This is a genomic window from Sphingopyxis fribergensis, assembly GCF_000803645.1.
GTDB classification, from domain to species: Bacteria; Pseudomonadota; Alphaproteobacteria; order Sphingomonadales; family Sphingomonadaceae; genus Sphingopyxis; species Sphingopyxis fribergensis.
Genome location: NZ_CP009122.1, coordinates 2,734,729 through 2,749,859, shown reverse-complemented (window position 1 = coordinate 2,749,859; position 15,131 = coordinate 2,734,729). Strand labels below are relative to the sequence as shown.

The following is a 15,131-nucleotide window of genomic DNA, read 5'->3' as shown; positions in this document are numbered from 1 at the left end:
CGGCTTATTCCCCAAAACTTCCGCCGCTTATGTCTTGCGGCTTATGTGTCATTATGCGGTTTGGACAAGGTCCGACGCGGACTCCGGAATCATCTGTCCACCGATCCACGTCGCGCGCGGCGCAAGTTCGGCGTCCAGCCACACCCAGTCGGCGCGTTGTCCCGGCGCGATCGCCCCGATACGGTCGTTGAGCGACAGGAAGGCGGCGGGCGTCGCGCTGGCCATCACCGACACGTCGGGGACCGAAAGGCCCGTTACCTCGACCGTCTTGCGCAGCGCCGATGCCATGTCGAGATGCGCGCCCGCGAGCGTGCCATCCTCGAAAATGCAGACGCCGTCCTTCACCGCGATGCGCTTGCCCTGTAGGGTGAATTCGCTGACGTCGGTGCCGACGCTGGGCATCGCGTCGGTGACCAGCATGATGCGCTCCTTGCCCTTGGCGTGGATCGCAAGCCGGACGACCGCAGGATGCAGGTGGACGTTGTCGACGATCAAACCGCAATATGTATCGGAGTCGAACGCCGCGCCGACCGCGCCCGGATTGCGGTGGTGCAGCGGCGACATCGCATTGAACAAATGGGTGAAGCCCATGAGCCCCGCGCCGATCGCGCGCTGCGCCTCGTCATAAGTGGCATCGCTGTGCCCCGCGCTGACGATCACGCCGTGGCGGACAAGGATGCGGATGTCATCCTCATCGCAAAGCTCGGGCGCGAGCGTCAGCATCACGCGCCCGCGATGCCGCGCGGTCAGCGTCGCCAGCGTGTCGGCGTCGAGGCGGCGGATACGATGTGCCTCGTGGATGCCGCGCTTCACCTCGTTGATGAATGGGCCTTCGATATGGATGCCGACGACGCCCGGAACCCCTTGCTCGATCGCGGCGTCGACCGCGGCGAGCGCGGCGGCAATCTGCGCCGGCGTGTCACTGATCAGCGTCGGCAGGAAGGCGGTCGTGCCGAAGCGCGCGTGCGCGGCGCCGATCGCCGCGATCGCTTCGACATCGACCTGATCGTTGAACAGCACGCCGCCGCCGCCGTTCACCTGCGTGTCGACGAAGCCGGGAAGCAACCAGCCGCCGGCCAGATCGACGAGCCAATCGGCTGGCGTATCAGCTACGGGCGTCACCGACAGGACCGTGCCGTCGCTGATCGCGATATCTGCCGCGCCGACCGTGCCGGTCGGCAGTGCGAGCCGGCCGTTTTGGAAACGAACAATCATAGGGTCTCGGTAACCTTGTTGAGATGCGGAGGCGAGTCGGGGTTGTGACCCCGCGCCAGCGCGAGCGCGCTCGCCATGCGGTAAAAACTCTGGATCAGCAGGATCGGCTCGATCGCCGGGTGCGCCGCAATGGCCGGCAGGTCGCCGCCCCCGGGATCGGCTAGCAGCACCGTCGCGCCGCGGCCGCGGAACTCGGTCGCCGCCTCGCGGACGCTGACCGCCGCGCGGTCGCTGCCGCCAAAGGCGAGGATATGGAAAGCATCGCCGACGATCGCCATCGGACCGTGGCGAACCTCGGCGGCGCTGAAACTTTCGGCGTGGAGCCCCGAGGTCTCCTTGAATTTGAGCGCCGCCTCCTGCGCGACGCCAAGGCCATAGCCGCGGCCGAGCACGAACAGGTTGGTCGCGCCCCGATAGGCGGCGACGGCGGGCGACCAGTCGAGCGCGAACGCCTCGGCAAGCTGCGCGGGCAGGGTGGTCAGCGCGTCTTCGAGCGTCGCATCCTCGGCCCACGCCGCGACGAGCGCCGCGATCGCAGCGAGCGAGCAGATATAGGATTTGGTCGCGGCGACCGAGCGCTCGATCCCCGCCGACAGCGGGATCACGACGTCGGAGAGCTTGGCGAGCGGCGTATCGTGGGCATTGACGAGCGCGACGACAAAGGCCCCGGCATCGCGCTGTTGCTCGACCGCGGCGAGCAAGTCGGGGCTCTTGCCCGACTGCGAAATCGCAAGGCACAGCCGGTTTCCGGCGACTGCGGGCGCGTCGTAAAGCGAGGCGATCGACAGCGCGGCCGACGCGGTCGGCGTCCCCGTCATCGTCTCGATCAGATATTTGGCATAGGTAGCGGCATGATCCGACGATCCGCGCGCGCAGGTCACGACAGCCGCGGGGGGAGAGGCGCGAAGGTGCCGACCGATCGCGGCGACCGCATCCCGATTCGCCTCGAGCATCCGTGCGACCGCAGCTGCCGCTTCGCCTGCTTCCTGCTCCATCAGCGTCTGTCGTCCGTCCGATGCGGCGTTCGGCGTCATAGAATCTCGTCTCCCGGTCGGCGGCGTGCGGCCGCTCGCTACATTGGTACTATATAGGTTATATAGGTCTCATCAAGGCGTATGTTTGCGAAGGGTGAATTTTCATGATTCAATCGCTGCAACGTTGCCATTCCTAGCGTTCCAGATGTGCGGCACGCCGGACGAAAACCGGCCGCGGCGGTGCGGCCGTCGCCGGAAATTGGTCTTATAGGGAGGCGCGAACGCGGAGGGGAAGGCCTGTGGCGCCTAGCCGTTCAACTCGGCGACGACGTCATAGGCGTCGCCGCGATAATAGCTTTGGGTGAATTCGGCCGTGCGCCCGTCGGACAGGAAGCCGCGTCGTTCGATGAACAGGCCCGGCGTGCCGGCCTCGATCCCAAGTACATCGGCCTGTTCGGCGGTGAAGGCGACCGCGCGCAGCCGCTGGAGCGCGCGCACAGGCAGATGTCCGGCGGCTTCGAGCGCCTCGTACAGCGATGCCCCGACCGTCTCGACCGACGGCAGGCAATAGGCCGGGATCGTCGCATATTCGAGCGCCATCGAGGTGTCGTCGGCATAGCGGATGCGGTGAAAGCGATAGACGAGCGAGCCCGGCGACAGGCCGAGTGACAGCGCCTCCTCGGGCGTGACGGCGCCCGCGGTCTTGCTGATCCATTCGCTGTGCGGTTTGCGCCCGCGCGACACCATGTCTTCCGAGAAGGAGGTCAGCCTCGAAAAGCTCTTCTCGACGCGCGGCCGGGTGACGAAGGTCCCCGCGCCGCGTCGCCGCGTCACGATGCCGTCGGCAACCAGCCCGTCGATGGCTTTGCGCACCGTGATCCGCGACACGTCGAATTCCTCGGCGAGGTCGCGCTCGGTCGGAATCGCCTCCTCAGCCTTGACCAATTGCCCCTCGACCGCGTCGCGCAGAATCTTCTGCAACTGAAGGTACAGCGGGGTGGGATCGTCCTTTTGCAGCGGCCCCACGCGTTCGATCAGTGACAAGGACGTTGCTCCATCCGGTTGCAAAGGCGTTTCGGCCGATACGACCAGCGCCATCACCTTATGTGTTGCATTGGTATCGTCGCGTCAATCGGTTGCGACCCGTTCGCGCCAACTGTGGTTGCGCGAGCTAAGTGATTGCCGCTGCCGGGGAGGGCTTGATCGCAATACTAATATAAAACCAATTGGCCCCTTATTCTGCAGGTCGACGCGACACGTGCAAGCGTTTTGCCGTTTATTCCGCTAAAACAGCCCGATCGAAAGCCGTTGACCGACCAAGGGTGACATGACAATTTAGATACAAATTACTGACCGGGAGAATAGGAATGCGGGCCTTAAGGGCGATGGGGACGTCGATTGCGGCGCTGGCCGCGCCGCTGGCTTCGGCGGCGGACACGTCGCCGCAAGCCTCGCTCGACCGCTTCGCCGATACGCTGGGCTACCGCTATCAGGTGGTCGACAATGGCCCGGCGTGCCCGACCGGCATCGAGGGCTGTTTCCTGTCGACGATCACGCTGACGATGCCCGAACGGCTGCCGGACGCGCTCCCGACGCAGGGCCTCTCGCTCTACTTCAGCTTCGTCAATCGGCTCCCGCTTGTCGAAAGCGACATCTTCACGCATCAGCTCGTCAATGGCGATCTGCAGCAACTGACGCTGAAACCCGGCGCGACGCTGCGCCCCGGCTCTAAATATGAGATCAGACTGTGGGGCACCGGGTCCAATTTCTCCAAGGCGTTCGCGATGCCCAACGCCTATCTGGTTGTCGACGGATTGCAGCCGCGCACGATCGCGGCGACGCGTCCCATCCTCGATCCCGAAACGGGCCTCCAATATCTGCCCTTCGTCGCGCCGATGACCGACGAGGCGAAGCTCGCGACCAAGGGCGACGCCGACAAGACGCGCTGGCTCACCGCCGAACGCGCCTTTGCGTCGCAGGCCGAGCGGCAGGCGCCCGAAGCGACGGGCATCGCGATTCTCCCCAAACCGGCCAAAGCGACGCAGGGCAGGGACAAAGCCATCGACCTCGGCCGCGGCGTCGCGCTGACACTGACTGGTCTCGAACGGAGCGCCGTCGCGCCCGCTCTGATGGCGCTCGGCGTGGCCGAGGGTGGCGCGGTGCCGCTCGCGATCCGCGTCGACACGGCGATGAAGCCGGAAAGCTATGTCCTTGACGTCAAGGCGTCGGGTATCTCGATCATCGCGGGCGACGCGGCGGGGGCTAGCCATGCGCTGCGCTCGCTCGCCCAGCAGGCAATGTTCGAACGCGGCAAGCTCAGGCCGCTCCATGTCGAGGACGCCCCCGAATATCGTTTCCGCGGGCTCCATATCGACCTTGGCCGCAACTTCCACGGCCGCGACCAGCTTTTCAAGCTGGTCGAAGCGATGGCGGCGTACAAGCTCAACAAGCTGCACCTCCATCTCGCCGATGACGAAGGCTGGCGGATCGAGATCCCGGCGCTTCCCGAACTCGCCGAAATCGGCTCGAAACGCTGCCATGATCCTGCCGAGACGACGTGCCTGCTTCCGCAACTCGGCGCTGGTCCCGACGGGACCGGCGGTGTCAACGGCTACCTCAGCGTCGCCGATTATGTCGCGATCGTCAGGGCGGCGGCCGCACGGCAGATCGAGGTCATCCCATCGATCGACATGCCCGGCCACAGTCGCGCCGCGATCAGGGCGATGGAGGTGCGCGCCGCACGGCTGACCGCTGAAGGAAAAAAGGCCGAGGCGGACGCCTATCGGCTGATCGACCCCGCCGACACGACCGAATATCGCAGCATCCAGAATTACGACGACAACACGCTGAACGTGTGCCTGCCCGCGACCTATCGCTTCGTCGACACGGTGGTCGATGCGCTCGCCAAGATGCATGAGCAGGCCGGAGCGCGGCTCAAGACCTTCCACCTCGGCGCCGATGAGACCGCGGGCGCGTGGGTCAAATCGCCCGCCTGCATGGCGATGATCGCCGAAAATGGCGGCGATGCGGGCAAGCTCACCCCGCGCTTCATCGAACGCGTGAGCCAGAGTCTCGCCGCCAAGGGGCTCGAAGCCGCCGGGTGGAGCGACGGCATGGGGCACACCGAAGCCGCGCGCATGCCGGGAAAAGTCCAGACCAACATCTGGGGCGTGCTCCACGCGGGCGCGATCCGCGAGGCGCACGACCAGATGAACCGCGGCTGGGACACGGTCCTGTCTGTCCCCGACCTCGGCTATTTCGATATGCCCTACGCGCCGCACCCCGACGAGGGCGGTTATAACTGGGCCTCGCGCGGGGTCGATCCGTATCAGGTGTTCGGCTTCATGCCCGCCAATCTGCCGGCCAATGCCGCGACGATCCGCAACATTCAGGCGGAGGGCACGGCGATCGAGGACAAACCGATCCTTCAGCCCGGCCACCGCGTCGCGGGGCTGCAGGCGCAGCTATGGAGCGAGACGATCCGCACCGACGCGCAGGCCGACTATATGCTCTTCCCGCGCCTGCTCGCGCTCGCCGAACGCGCATGGAGCCCGGCGCCTTGGACCCCGGCGTATCAGGCGGGCGCCAGTTATATATGGGGCGATCAGCGTGTCGATGCGGCGAAGCTCAAGGCGGGCTGGCGGGATTTCGCCGGGCGGGTCGCCGCGCAATGGCCGATGCTCGACCGCATGGGTATCGCCTATCGCGTCGCCCCTCCCGGCGCGCGGATCGCGAACGGCAAGCTCGAGGCGAACAGCATGTTCCCGGGGACCGCAATCGAATATCGGATTGGGGGCGGTGCTTGGACGCGCTATTCGGGGCCGGTGACGGTCAGCGGTGCGGCCGATATGCGCAGCCGCTCCGCCGACGGCAAACGCGCAAGCCGCACGATCCGCGTCGAACCCGCCCGCTAAGCGGCCTTCATCCACACGACGAGCGCAAAGCGCGTCGCCTTCGCAGGCAGGGTGCGGTGCGGGGTGAAGCGGTCGAGGAACAGCACCGTCCCCGCCGGGCATTCGGGTTGTACGCGCGGCAGGTCGGCGAGGCGCCATTCGGGAATTTCGAACCCGTCGTCGCCCATGCTCGCGAGCGGCGCGGGCTGGCGCCCCGCCGCAATCTCCAGCCCGCCGCGCTCCGGCCGGGCGTCGGTCAGCGGGATCCAGGCGGTCACCACCACCTTGCCGCATCCGGTGCCGTCATCGCGCGCCACGTCACTGTGCCACGCATGGCGATGTTCGGGAAAGCAGGCGATGCTGGCGCGGACGCGCGCGATCTTTCCCGACAGCTTACGGCCGCCGAGCCGTTCGGCGGTTTCGATCAGTCGCGGATCGTTCGCGAGCGCCTGCAGCCGCTCGCCGCGATGTGCATCGGTGCAGACGGCCAGGCGCAGTAGGTTCGCAACGCTGCGCTCCTTCGCATAGATACGGTCGATCCGCTCGCTCAGCGGCGCGTCGGGGCAGCTTTGTTCGAAGGGCATGTAAAGAGCGCGCGCGACCCGGTCGATATGCTCGGCGATGTCGGCCGCGGCCATGCGGACCAAATCAGGTTCGAACAACGGCACTGCGGCATGGCCCTGTTCGCAAAAGAGCCGTTCGCTCATCGCGCGCGACCGAAGGTGGTGATGGTCGGCCACTCTCCACCGGTCTCGACCCGCGCATCAATGCCGTAAACCTTGCGCAGCCTTTCGGCGGTCAGCACCTCGGGGGGCGTCCCGTCGGCGACGATCCGCCCGCTATCGATCAGCAGCAGCCGGTCGCAATAGCGCGCCGCGAGCGTCAGATCGTGCAGCACCGCGATCACCAGCGCGCCGCCCGCCGCTTCGGCGCGGAGCATGTCCATCACGTCGATCTGATGCCCCGGGTCGAGGCTTGCGAGCGGTTCGTCGGCGATCAGCGCCGGCGCCTCGACCGCAAGTGCGCGCGCGAACAGCACGCGCGCGCGTTCGCCACCCGACAATTCGGTCGCAATTCGGTCGCGTAGATCGAGCACATCGGCGCGCGCCATCGCGCGCTCAATCGCCGCGGTATCGGTGTCGGCGATCCGTGACATCGGCGCGAGGTGCGGCAGCCGCCCCAGCCCGACGAGCCGTTCAACGGTGAGCGGCCAGTGCAAAGTCTGCCCCTGCGGCACATAAGCGATCCGCCGCGCCAACTCGCCGCGCGGCATCGCGGCGGCATCGACGTCGTCAACCCGCACAGACCCGCTTGCCGACACCAGCGCGAGCATCGCGCGCGCCAGCGTCGATTTGCCCGCGCCATTGGGGCCGACAATCCCGGTCAGCGTGCCGGGGCCAAAGGCCGCGCTGACGCCGTGGACCACCGCGCGCCGGCCAAGCGTGACGCCGACGTCGTTCAGCGTGATGGTCACCATAGCCGCCGCTCCCGCATCAGGTGGACAAGGAAGACCGGCACCCCGAGAAACGCCGTGACGACGCCGAGCTTCAGCTCGTTCGTGGTCGGGATGATCCTGACGCCCAGATCGGCAAGCGTCAGCAGTGCCGCGCCGCCGATCGCCGATGGCAGCAGGATCGCCGACGGGCTGCGGTCGGTCAGCGGGCGGACCAGGTGCGGCACGATCAGGCCGATAAAGCCGATCGACCCTGACACCGCGACAGCGCCGCCGACTCCGATCGCCGTACCGATCAAGAGGCGCAGCCGCGTGCGCCGCAAATCGGTGCCCAGCGCCTGCGCCGCATCCTCGCCGAGCGTCAGCGCGTCGAGCGCGCGGCCGTTCCACAGCAGCATCGCGCCGCCGATGGCGATACAAGGCAGCGCGATCCACACATGATCGAACGACCGGTTTTCAAGGCTGCCGAGCAGCCAGGTCATGATCTCCATTGCCGCAAAGGGATTGGGCGACAGGTTGAGCGCAAGGCTCGTTCCCGCGACCGCCAGCGTCCCGACCGCAATCCCCGCGAGGATCAAGGTCAGCGGGCTTTCGGCCCTGCCTGAAAGGATGAAGAGCAAGGCGAGCGACACGAGCGCGCCGCCGGTGGCGAGCAGCGGCAAGATGATCGGATGGATTTCGGCAAGCCCGAAATAGATCGCCGCGACGCCGCCGAGCGCCGCGGCGTTCGACGTGCCGAGCACCGAGGGTTCGGCGAGCGGATTGCGCAGATAGCCTTGCAACGCGGCGCCCGCGAGCCCGAGCATCGCACCGACCGCAAGCGCCAATATCGTGCGCGGCAGCCGGAGGTCGAACAGGATGATCGACGCGACCTTATCGTTGTTACCCATCGCGGCGTCGACGAGCCGTGCGACCGACAGGTCGACCGCGCCGAATAACAAAGACGCGACCGCAGCAACGAGCATCAGCGCCGCCAACGCTGTTATCAGCGACCAGCGGGGCAGGGCGAAACGGCTCATGCGCCTCTTCCTTCAAATTTCGCGATCTGTGCCGCCATGCTGCGCGCCGCTTGCGTATAGGCGGGGCTGCCGCACACCGTCCACGCCTGCGGCACGCTGATGCGCGGGATGTCCTTCAGCGCCGGGTGATGCAGCATTTCGCTGCCTTGGTCAGTGACCTTGTCGGTCGCGCTCTCGACGATTAGATAATCGGGCTGGGCGGCGACCATCTCCTCGAGACTCAGCTGCGACAGCGGCGGCTTGCCGAGCTTGCCCGCAAGATTGACCAGCCCGACGCGCGTCATGAGTTCGTCGATTAGCGTGCCCGTGCCGGTCATATAGCCGCGCCGCTGGTAATAGGCCGCGACGCGGCCGCGGCCCGGTTTGGGCAAGTCGGCCAGATCGCTCTCCATCCGTGCGACCAGCGCATCGCCGCGGTCGGGATGGCCAACCGCAACGGCGGTCTGGCGGATCGACGTATAGATTTCGCCAAGCGTGTTCGCGGTGTCGAGGTCGAGCAGCGGATAGGTCTGTTCGGGCAGCGCGCCAAGCGCCGCGCTGCGGCTCGCGGGCATGCCGACGATCAGGTCGGGTTCGATCGCCAATATCTGCTCGGCAGAATTGCTGAGCAGCGGAATGCCGCGCGCCTTCGCCGCCTCGCCCGACATTTCGATATCGGTCGCGTTTTTCGTGAGCCCGACGATCTGCCCCCGGTCGGCGAGCGCGAGCACGAGCTGGTCGGCGCACAGGTTGATCGAAACGATACGCTGCGGAACCGTCGGCGGCTTTGGGGGCAACGATGCCGACGCCGCCCACAGCGTCCCCGCGCCCGCAATCAGTGCCGCGAGGCCAATGAGGGGGCGTGGCCTCAAAATTCGATCCCCCGCTGCGCCTTCACATTCTGCTCGCGGAACGGATGCTTCACCTGCGCCATCTCGGTGACGAGGTCGGCGGCGTCGATCAGTTCCTGCGGCGCGTTGCGCCCGGTAATGATGACATGCGTCATATGCGGCTTGCCCCCGATGGCTTCGAGCACTTCACCCACCGGAAGATAGTCGTAGCGCAGCACGATGTTGAGTTCATCGGCGATCACCATCGCATAGCTCGGGTCGGCGATCATCCGCTTCACCTCTTCCCATGCGGTACGCGCCACCGCGATATCGCGCGTGCGGTCCTGCGTGTCCCAGGTGAAGCCTTCGCCCATCGGCTTGAACTCGATCAGGTCGGGAAAGCGGTCGAACACCGCTTTCTCGCCGGTCGCCATCGCGCCCTTCACGAACTGCACGACACCGACTTTCATGTCGTGACCGATCGCGCGGACGGCCATGCCGAGTGCGGCAGATGTCTTCCCCTTGCCGGGGCCGGTGTGGACGATCACCAGCCCCTTTTCGACCGTCTTCGCCGCGACCTTCTTGTTCTGCGCGGCCTGGATCTTCTTCATCTTCGCCGCATGTTCGGCGTCGGTGCGCGTCTTCATCAGAAACGCGCCCGCACGCCGCCATAGGCCGCGCGGCCATAGGTGCCGTAATTGAAGGCGGTCGCATAATCGGCGTCGAACAAATTATCGACGCGGCCGTAAATCTCGAAATTCGGCCCGACCGGGACGGAGGCGCGGATGCCCGCCAGCGCATAGCCATCGAGCGGCACCGCATTCGCCGCATCGTCGAAGCTGTCGCCGACCATCGTCAGCGTCGCGCCGGTCGACAGGCCGAACGACCAGTCATAATCGGCCGACAGGCTGACCGCATGTTCGGCGCGGCGGGGCAGGCGCTTGCCGTCGAACACCGGGCGTCCGGAGCGGTCGCGCGCATCGATATAGCTGTATGATGCGGTGACGTTTAGCGCGTCGACGGGCTTCAGCGCCAGCGTCGCCTCGACGCCCTTCGCGCGGGTGCGGTCGATATTGCCATAGGTGAAGGTCGCATTGTCATAATTGATCTGGTCGGTGGTGTCGCGCAGGAACGCCGTGAGCGAGACGAGCGCCCGCCCGTCCGCCAGGCTCTGGTCGATCCCGATGTCGTAGCTTTTCGACCGTTCGGGGCGCAGCGTCGCATTGCCGCTGAAAGCGTCGTACAGTTGGTAAAGCGACGGCGCCTTGAATCCCTCGCCATAGCTTGCGCGCACATTGGTCGCGCCCTCATTCGGCGAATAATTGGCATTGGCGCCGAATGTCGTCGCGCCGCCGAACTGGCTGTGATCGTCATGACGGACGCCGCCCGTCACCGACAGTCCGGCGAACGGCTGGACGATGCCCAGCGCATAGACGCTGTCGATGTTCGCGCGCTGGCTGTCGGTTGATCCAAAGCCGAAGAAATCATAATCGGGGCGTTCATGCTCGTAACCGAAGATCAGCTTGGCCTGTTCGACGGGCGTCACCACGCCCTGATATTCGAAGCGCAAATTGGTGCCCGAATAGCCATAGTCGGGCGCAGTGCCGCGCACGAAATAATAGTCGCGGTCGTTTCGCATCCAGGTCACCGCCGCGCGGCTGGTAAAGCGGCCGTCGAAGAGGCCGAGATTCAGCCCCGCATAGCCGACATATTGGTCGAGCTTCGCGACGTCGGCGCTGTCCGCCGGCGCGCCGAAGAAGCTGTCATAATCGAGGTCGGCGTTGATATAATATCCGCGCAGGTCGAGGCTCAGCGCGTCGCTGAACGCGACCTTCAACCGCGCATTGCCGGCGAAATTCTTGTAGCCGTCCTTCTCGGTGCCGGTCGCGGCCGACGAAATACCGTCGGTGCGGAAATAGGCGCCGCCGATGCCGCCCGCGATGCGTCCGGCGGTGCCCGACACGTCGGCCTTGGCGGCGAGCGTATCGCTATATCCATATTCCGCTGACGCATTGCCGGCAAAGCCCTCGGCCGGGGTCGCGGTCGTCAGGCTGACGACGCCGCCGATCGCCTGGCTGCCGTGCACGACCGAGTTCGACCCGCGCAGCACTTCGATCCGGTCGATATTGCCGGTCAGCAGGTGACCGAAATCATATCCGTCGCCGATGCCGCTCGGGTCGTTGACCTTGACGCCGTCGATCAGCACCAGCGTCTGCGTCGTTTCCGCGCCGCGCAAAGATATGCTCGCCACCGATCCCATGCTGCCCGTCCGGCTGAACCGCACCCCCGGGGTCGTGGCGAGCAGGTCGACGACGTCGACCGACTGTCGCGTCTCGATCGTATCGGCGTCGATGATGGTAATCGCTTGCCCCGCCTCGTCGCGGGGCTGTTCGATGCCCGACGCGGTGACGACGATATCGTCGCCGGTCTGCGCGAAAGCGGGCGTCGCCGCCGTCAGTGCGATCAAGGATAGGGTCGTGAATTTCAACATGGGAGGCCCCCGCACGCCGGCAACGAAGGCGGAGCCTGCCGATGCGTCGGACGCGATCGACCGGCGCTGGCGTCGCAAGTGGCGTAATGCCTGCGGCCCCGGCACCGAAGCGGCTCCAGCCGCTTGGTCGTCGCTCGACGGAAACCTCCGTGCCGCGGCCTTTCCCTGGGCCTTGGCATTGAGCGACCCACGCCGGCAGGTCTCCTGGCTCGCGGGTCAGGGCTCGATGCACGCCTTCCCAGGTGACCCCAGTGGCTGATCCGAAAACGTCGGACCGGTGCATCTCGCTCGCCGCTTACAGTTGCAGGGACAGCCTCGGCTTCGGGGGTTCAGGACTAACCCCGTTACCGCGTTCCCATTTTAAGCCCTTTCGGGCACCGGCGCGATCATGCGCAGGGCAAGCCCCGCACGCGCCCGCCCATAGCGCAGCCGCGCTTTTTCGCAATGGCTATTGGCGCTCGACGATCATCGCCGCGCCGACCCCCATCGCGCCGGTCAGCACGATAAGGCCATAATGACCGCCGCACGCGTCGAGCGCGTCGAGCAAGGTCGACGTCAGGATCGCGCCGCTCGCGCCCATCGGATGCCCCTTGGCTAGATGTCCGCCGCTGACATTGACTCGCGTCGGGTCGGCGTCTCGGTCGCGATGGAATTTGGCGATGGTGATGGCGAAGGCTTCCATGAATTCGATGCGGTCCATGTCGCCGAGCGTCAGCCCAGCGCGCGCCAGCACCTTGTCCATTGCGGCAAAACCCGCGGTCAGCGACGCTGCCGGATCGCCGCCGCTTTCGGCAAAGGCGATCACGCGGGCGCGCGGGGAGGGGCCAAGCCCTTCACCGCCGACCAGTGCAAGGCCTGCGCCGTCGCAGATCGGCGGCGCATGCGCGATACCGTGGAGCGGCTCGAACGTCACGTCTTCGAGCGCGCCGGCATATTGCTGCTGCAATTCGCCGAACGCGGGCGGCGCGGCGGCCAGCGATTCCGCCGTGGTTTGCGGGCGAATGCATTCTTCGCCCGCCAGCGGCCCGGTTGCGATCCGCGATTTTTGGAGCGCGGCGTCGTTTTCGGTTGCGCCTGCCTTTTGCTGCGAAGCGAGCGCGACGGCGTCGAGTTCGGCGCGGCCGATGCCTTCGGCATTTGCAAGGCGATCGGCAGCGAGAACGGGCGGGATGAAGCGCGCGCGCGGCGGCAGTTCGTCGTTCGTGTAGAAATCCGCGCGATCGCCGAGAAAGGGCGCGCCACTCATCGACTCGACCCCGCCCGCGAGAATGTGCGTCGCTTCGCCGCTCGCGACCCTGGCGACCGCCTGACCGATCGCAGACAGGCCCGACGCGCAATAATTGTTGATGCTGTGCGCCGCCGTCGTGTCGGGCAGGCCCGCATGCAGCTTTGCCAGCATCGCGATATGTCCGCCCTGCGCGCCGCTCTGCGTGACGCAGCCAAGCAGCAGGGCATCGGGCGTCGCCGCGACATCGCCGCAGCGCGCCGCGAGCGCGGCGGCCTGCTGTCGTACCAATTCCTGCGGGCTCAGCCCAGCGAGGCCGCCATCAGGTCGCGCCTTGCCGCGCGGGGTGCGGACGGCGTCGTAAAGATAGACGTTCAAATGATCAAACGCCGACGACGAAGCTGACGGATGTTGTTGCGCTGCCCCCGACGTTGAAGGTCGCGAAGTTATGAGCGCCCTCGACCTGATAGTCGCCGGCGTTGCCGGTAACCTGCCGCCAACCGTCGAGCAGCATCCGCACCCCGGTCGCGCCGACCGGATGGCCGAGCCCGATCAGGCCGCCCGAAGGGTTGACCGGCAGCTTGCCGCCCAAGGCAATTGTGCCATCCTCGACCGCGCGCCAGCTTTCGCCGGGCGGAGTGATGCCGAAATGGTCGATCGCCATATATTCGGTGATCGAGAAGCAATCATGCACCTCGACCCCGTCGCAGGCGTAGATGTCGGGCATCTCGGCGCGGCGCAGCGCGTCCATCATCGCCTTGCGCACGCTTGGGAACACGTAGTCGCCGCCGCGGCTATCTTGAACTTTGGTAGAATAGAGCAGGGGGGCGGTGGCATGTCCCCAGCCTTTGATCCGCGGGATCGAGTCGATCGAAATGTCGCGCCGCTTGGCATAGGCCTCGGCCACTTCCCGCGAAGCAAGGAAGATGGCGGCGGCGCCGTCGGTGACCTGCCCGCAATCGGACTTGCGAAGCGAGCCTTCGATCAGCGGATTGACCTCGTCATTCTCGCCCAGATGATCGTCGGTCACCGCCCAGCCGCGCGTTTGCGAATTGGGATTCCGCTTCGCATTGGCGAAATTGTTCGCCGAAATCCCGCGCAAATGCGCGCGATCGAGCCCGAAGCGTTCGTCATATTCCTCGGCGACGCGCGCGAACATGTACGGCCAGAGGTAGCGCGCCTCCTGCGCCTCGCGCCCCGCCCACGCCGCGGCGCCCAGATATTCGGCGGCGCGCTGGCCGGGGACGTTGCGCATCAACTCGATCCCGAGCACGAGCGCGAGGCCATAGCGTTTGGCCTCGATTTCAGCGGCGGCGGCGAGGATCGCGATGCTGCCCGAGGCGCAAGCCGCCTCGTGACGCGACGCCGGAATGCCCGCGAGGTCGGGATGGACATGGCCGAAGAAGCCGCCGAGCTGGCCTTGCCCCGCGAACAGCTCGCCGACGAAATTGCCGACGTGCGCAGTCTCGACTTCCTTGGGTTCGATCCCCGTCGCGACGAACGCTGCTTCGGCGACGTCGCGGAACAGCTCGAACAGCCCGCCGCCCTCGCGCTCCATATTACGAGCAAAATCGCTCTGCGCGCCGCCGAGGATGAAGACATCGTTCGCCATGTCAGGCTTCCTTTTCGAGAGTGGCGAGCGCCTGTTCGCGCACTTCGCTGCGCATCACCTTGTTGGTGACGTTGCGCGGCAGCGCGTCGAAGCGGAACAATCGCTCGGGCAGCTTGAAAACCGCAAGATCATGCCCGCGCAGATAATCCGCGACCTCACCGATGCCGACATCGCTGTCGCTGCGCGGGACGTAAGCGAGGCCGATCCGCTCGCCCATTGTCGGGTCGGGGAGCGAAAAGACGCAGGCTTCTGCAAGCAGCGGATGGCCGCCGAGCAGCTGGTCGATTTCCTCGGGCGATATATTGACCCCGCCGCGGATGATCAGATCCTTGCAGCGCCCGACGAAACGGTAGAAATCGCCGCCCTCGGCAATCTCGAACAAGTCGCCGGTGCGAAACCAGCCGTCGTCGGTAAAGGCTTCGGCGGTGCGATCCGGGGCG

13 protein-coding genes and 1 riboswitch are annotated in these 15,131 nt (G+C 66.2%); of the genes, 1 reads left to right on the top strand and 12 read right to left on the bottom strand.

Annotation, left to right across the window (positions count from 1 at the left end):
- Positions 1-51 precede the first annotated feature (51 nt).
- The 3 genes from nagA to SKP52_RS12665 form a co-directional block, all read right to left on the bottom strand.
- Positions 52-1,215, bottom strand: a complete 1,164-nt coding sequence (nagA, locus tag SKP52_RS12675; protein WP_039575196.1) for an N-acetylglucosamine-6-phosphate deacetylase — start codon at positions 1,213-1,215, stop codon at positions 52-54.
- The gene (locus tag SKP52_RS12670; protein ID WP_039575195.1) at positions 1,212-2,249 is read right to left on the bottom strand and encodes an SIS domain-containing protein; all 1,038 of its coding nucleotides are present in this window, start codon (positions 2,247-2,249) and stop codon (positions 1,212-1,214) included. The genes nagA and SKP52_RS12670 overlap by 4 nt, the downstream gene beginning before the upstream one ends.
- Before the next feature lie 246 nt (positions 2,250-2,495).
- Positions 2,496-3,287, bottom strand: a complete 792-nt coding sequence (locus SKP52_RS12665; protein WP_162483408.1) for a GntR family transcriptional regulator — start codon at positions 3,285-3,287, stop codon at positions 2,496-2,498.
- Positions 3,288-3,556: 269 nt separating this feature from the next.
- Here SKP52_RS12665 and SKP52_RS12660 point away from each other — a divergent pair, with 269 nt between their 5' ends.
- Positions 3,557-6,103, top strand: a complete 2,547-nt coding sequence (locus SKP52_RS12660) for a family 20 glycosylhydrolase (protein WP_228383634.1) — start codon at positions 3,557-3,559, stop codon at positions 6,101-6,103.
- Here SKP52_RS12660 and SKP52_RS12655 read toward each other — a convergent pair.
- The 9 genes from SKP52_RS12655 to SKP52_RS27005 form a co-directional block, all read right to left on the bottom strand.
- Positions 6,100-6,789, bottom strand: a complete 690-nt coding sequence (locus tag SKP52_RS12655) for a phytanoyl-CoA dioxygenase family protein (protein ID WP_039575192.1) — start codon at positions 6,787-6,789, stop codon at positions 6,100-6,102. The two genes, SKP52_RS12660 and SKP52_RS12655, sit on opposite strands and share 4 nt — an antisense overlap.
- The gene (locus tag SKP52_RS12650) at positions 6,786-7,559 is read right to left on the bottom strand and encodes an ABC transporter ATP-binding protein (RefSeq protein ID WP_039575190.1); all 774 of its coding nucleotides are present in this window, start codon (positions 7,557-7,559) and stop codon (positions 6,786-6,788) included. The genes SKP52_RS12655 and SKP52_RS12650 overlap by 4 nt, the downstream gene beginning before the upstream one ends.
- Positions 7,553-8,554, bottom strand: coding sequence for a FecCD family ABC transporter permease (locus SKP52_RS12645; RefSeq protein WP_039575189.1), 1,002 nt, complete (start codon positions 8,552-8,554; stop codon positions 7,553-7,555). Before SKP52_RS12645 ends, SKP52_RS12650 begins: the two co-directional genes overlap by 7 nt.
- Complete coding sequence (locus tag SKP52_RS12640; protein WP_081997328.1) at positions 8,551-9,405, bottom strand: ABC transporter substrate-binding protein; 855 nt, start codon at positions 9,403-9,405, stop codon at positions 8,551-8,553. The genes SKP52_RS12645 and SKP52_RS12640 overlap by 4 nt, the downstream gene beginning before the upstream one ends.
- Positions 9,402-10,010, bottom strand: coding sequence for a cob(I)yrinic acid a,c-diamide adenosyltransferase (gene cobO, locus SKP52_RS12635; RefSeq protein ID WP_039575184.1), 609 nt, complete (start codon positions 10,008-10,010; stop codon positions 9,402-9,404). The genes SKP52_RS12640 and cobO overlap by 4 nt, the downstream gene beginning before the upstream one ends.
- Positions 10,010-11,854, bottom strand: coding sequence for a TonB-dependent receptor plug domain-containing protein (locus tag SKP52_RS12630; RefSeq protein ID WP_039575182.1), 1,845 nt, complete (start codon positions 11,852-11,854; stop codon positions 10,010-10,012). The genes cobO and SKP52_RS12630 overlap by 1 nt, the downstream gene beginning before the upstream one ends.
- 177 nt (positions 11,855-12,031) lie before the next feature.
- A riboswitch (cobalamin riboswitch) is annotated at positions 12,032-12,251 on the bottom strand.
- Positions 12,252-12,302: 51 nt separating this feature from the next.
- Positions 12,303-13,457, bottom strand: coding sequence for an acetyl-CoA C-acyltransferase (locus SKP52_RS12620; RefSeq protein ID WP_039575178.1), 1,155 nt, complete (start codon positions 13,455-13,457; stop codon positions 12,303-12,305).
- Positions 13,458-13,461: 4 nt separating this feature from the next.
- On the bottom strand, positions 13,462-14,691 hold the full coding sequence (locus SKP52_RS12615) for an acetyl-CoA acetyltransferase (protein WP_039575177.1): 1,230 nt from the start codon (positions 14,689-14,691) through the stop codon (positions 13,462-13,464).
- Position 14,692: 1 nt separating this feature from the next.
- Positions 14,693-15,073, bottom strand: coding sequence for an AMP-binding enzyme (locus SKP52_RS27005; protein ID WP_267128060.1), 381 nt, complete (start codon positions 15,071-15,073; stop codon positions 14,693-14,695).
- Positions 15,074-15,131: the final 58 nt, after the last annotated feature.

What these genes read in the sequence shown, in the direction of transcription:
- nagA (WP_039575196.1), bottom strand. Translation starts at nt 1,215, where the DNA reads ATGATTGTTCGTTTCCAAAACGGCCGGCTCGCACTGCCGACCGGCACG.
- SKP52_RS12670 (WP_039575195.1), bottom strand. Translation starts at nt 2,249, where the DNA reads ATGACGCCGAACGCCGCATCGGACGGACGACAGACGCTGATGGAGCAG.
- SKP52_RS12665 (WP_162483408.1), bottom strand. Translation starts at nt 3,287, where the DNA reads ATGGCGCTGGTCGTATCGGCCGAAACGCCTTTGCAACCGGATGGAGCA.
- SKP52_RS12660 (WP_228383634.1), top strand. Translation starts at nt 3,557, where the DNA reads ATGCGGGCCTTAAGGGCGATGGGGACGTCGATTGCGGCGCTGGCCGCG.
- SKP52_RS12655 (WP_039575192.1), bottom strand. Translation starts at nt 6,789, where the DNA reads ATGAGCGAACGGCTCTTTTGCGAACAGGGCCATGCCGCAGTGCCGTTG.
- SKP52_RS12650 (WP_039575190.1), bottom strand. Translation starts at nt 7,559, where the DNA reads ATGGTGACCATCACGCTGAACGACGTCGGCGTCACGCTTGGCCGGCGC.
- SKP52_RS12645 (WP_039575189.1), bottom strand. Translation starts at nt 8,554, where the DNA reads ATGAGCCGTTTCGCCCTGCCCCGCTGGTCGCTGATAACAGCGTTGGCG.
- cobO (WP_039575184.1), bottom strand. Translation starts at nt 10,010, where the DNA reads ATGAAGACGCGCACCGACGCCGAACATGCGGCGAAGATGAAGAAGATC.
- SKP52_RS12630 (WP_039575182.1), bottom strand. Translation starts at nt 11,854, where the DNA reads ATGTTGAAATTCACGACCCTATCCTTGATCGCACTGACGGCGGCGACG.
- SKP52_RS12615 (WP_039575177.1), bottom strand. Translation starts at nt 14,691, where the DNA reads ATGGCGAACGATGTCTTCATCCTCGGCGGCGCGCAGAGCGATTTTGCT.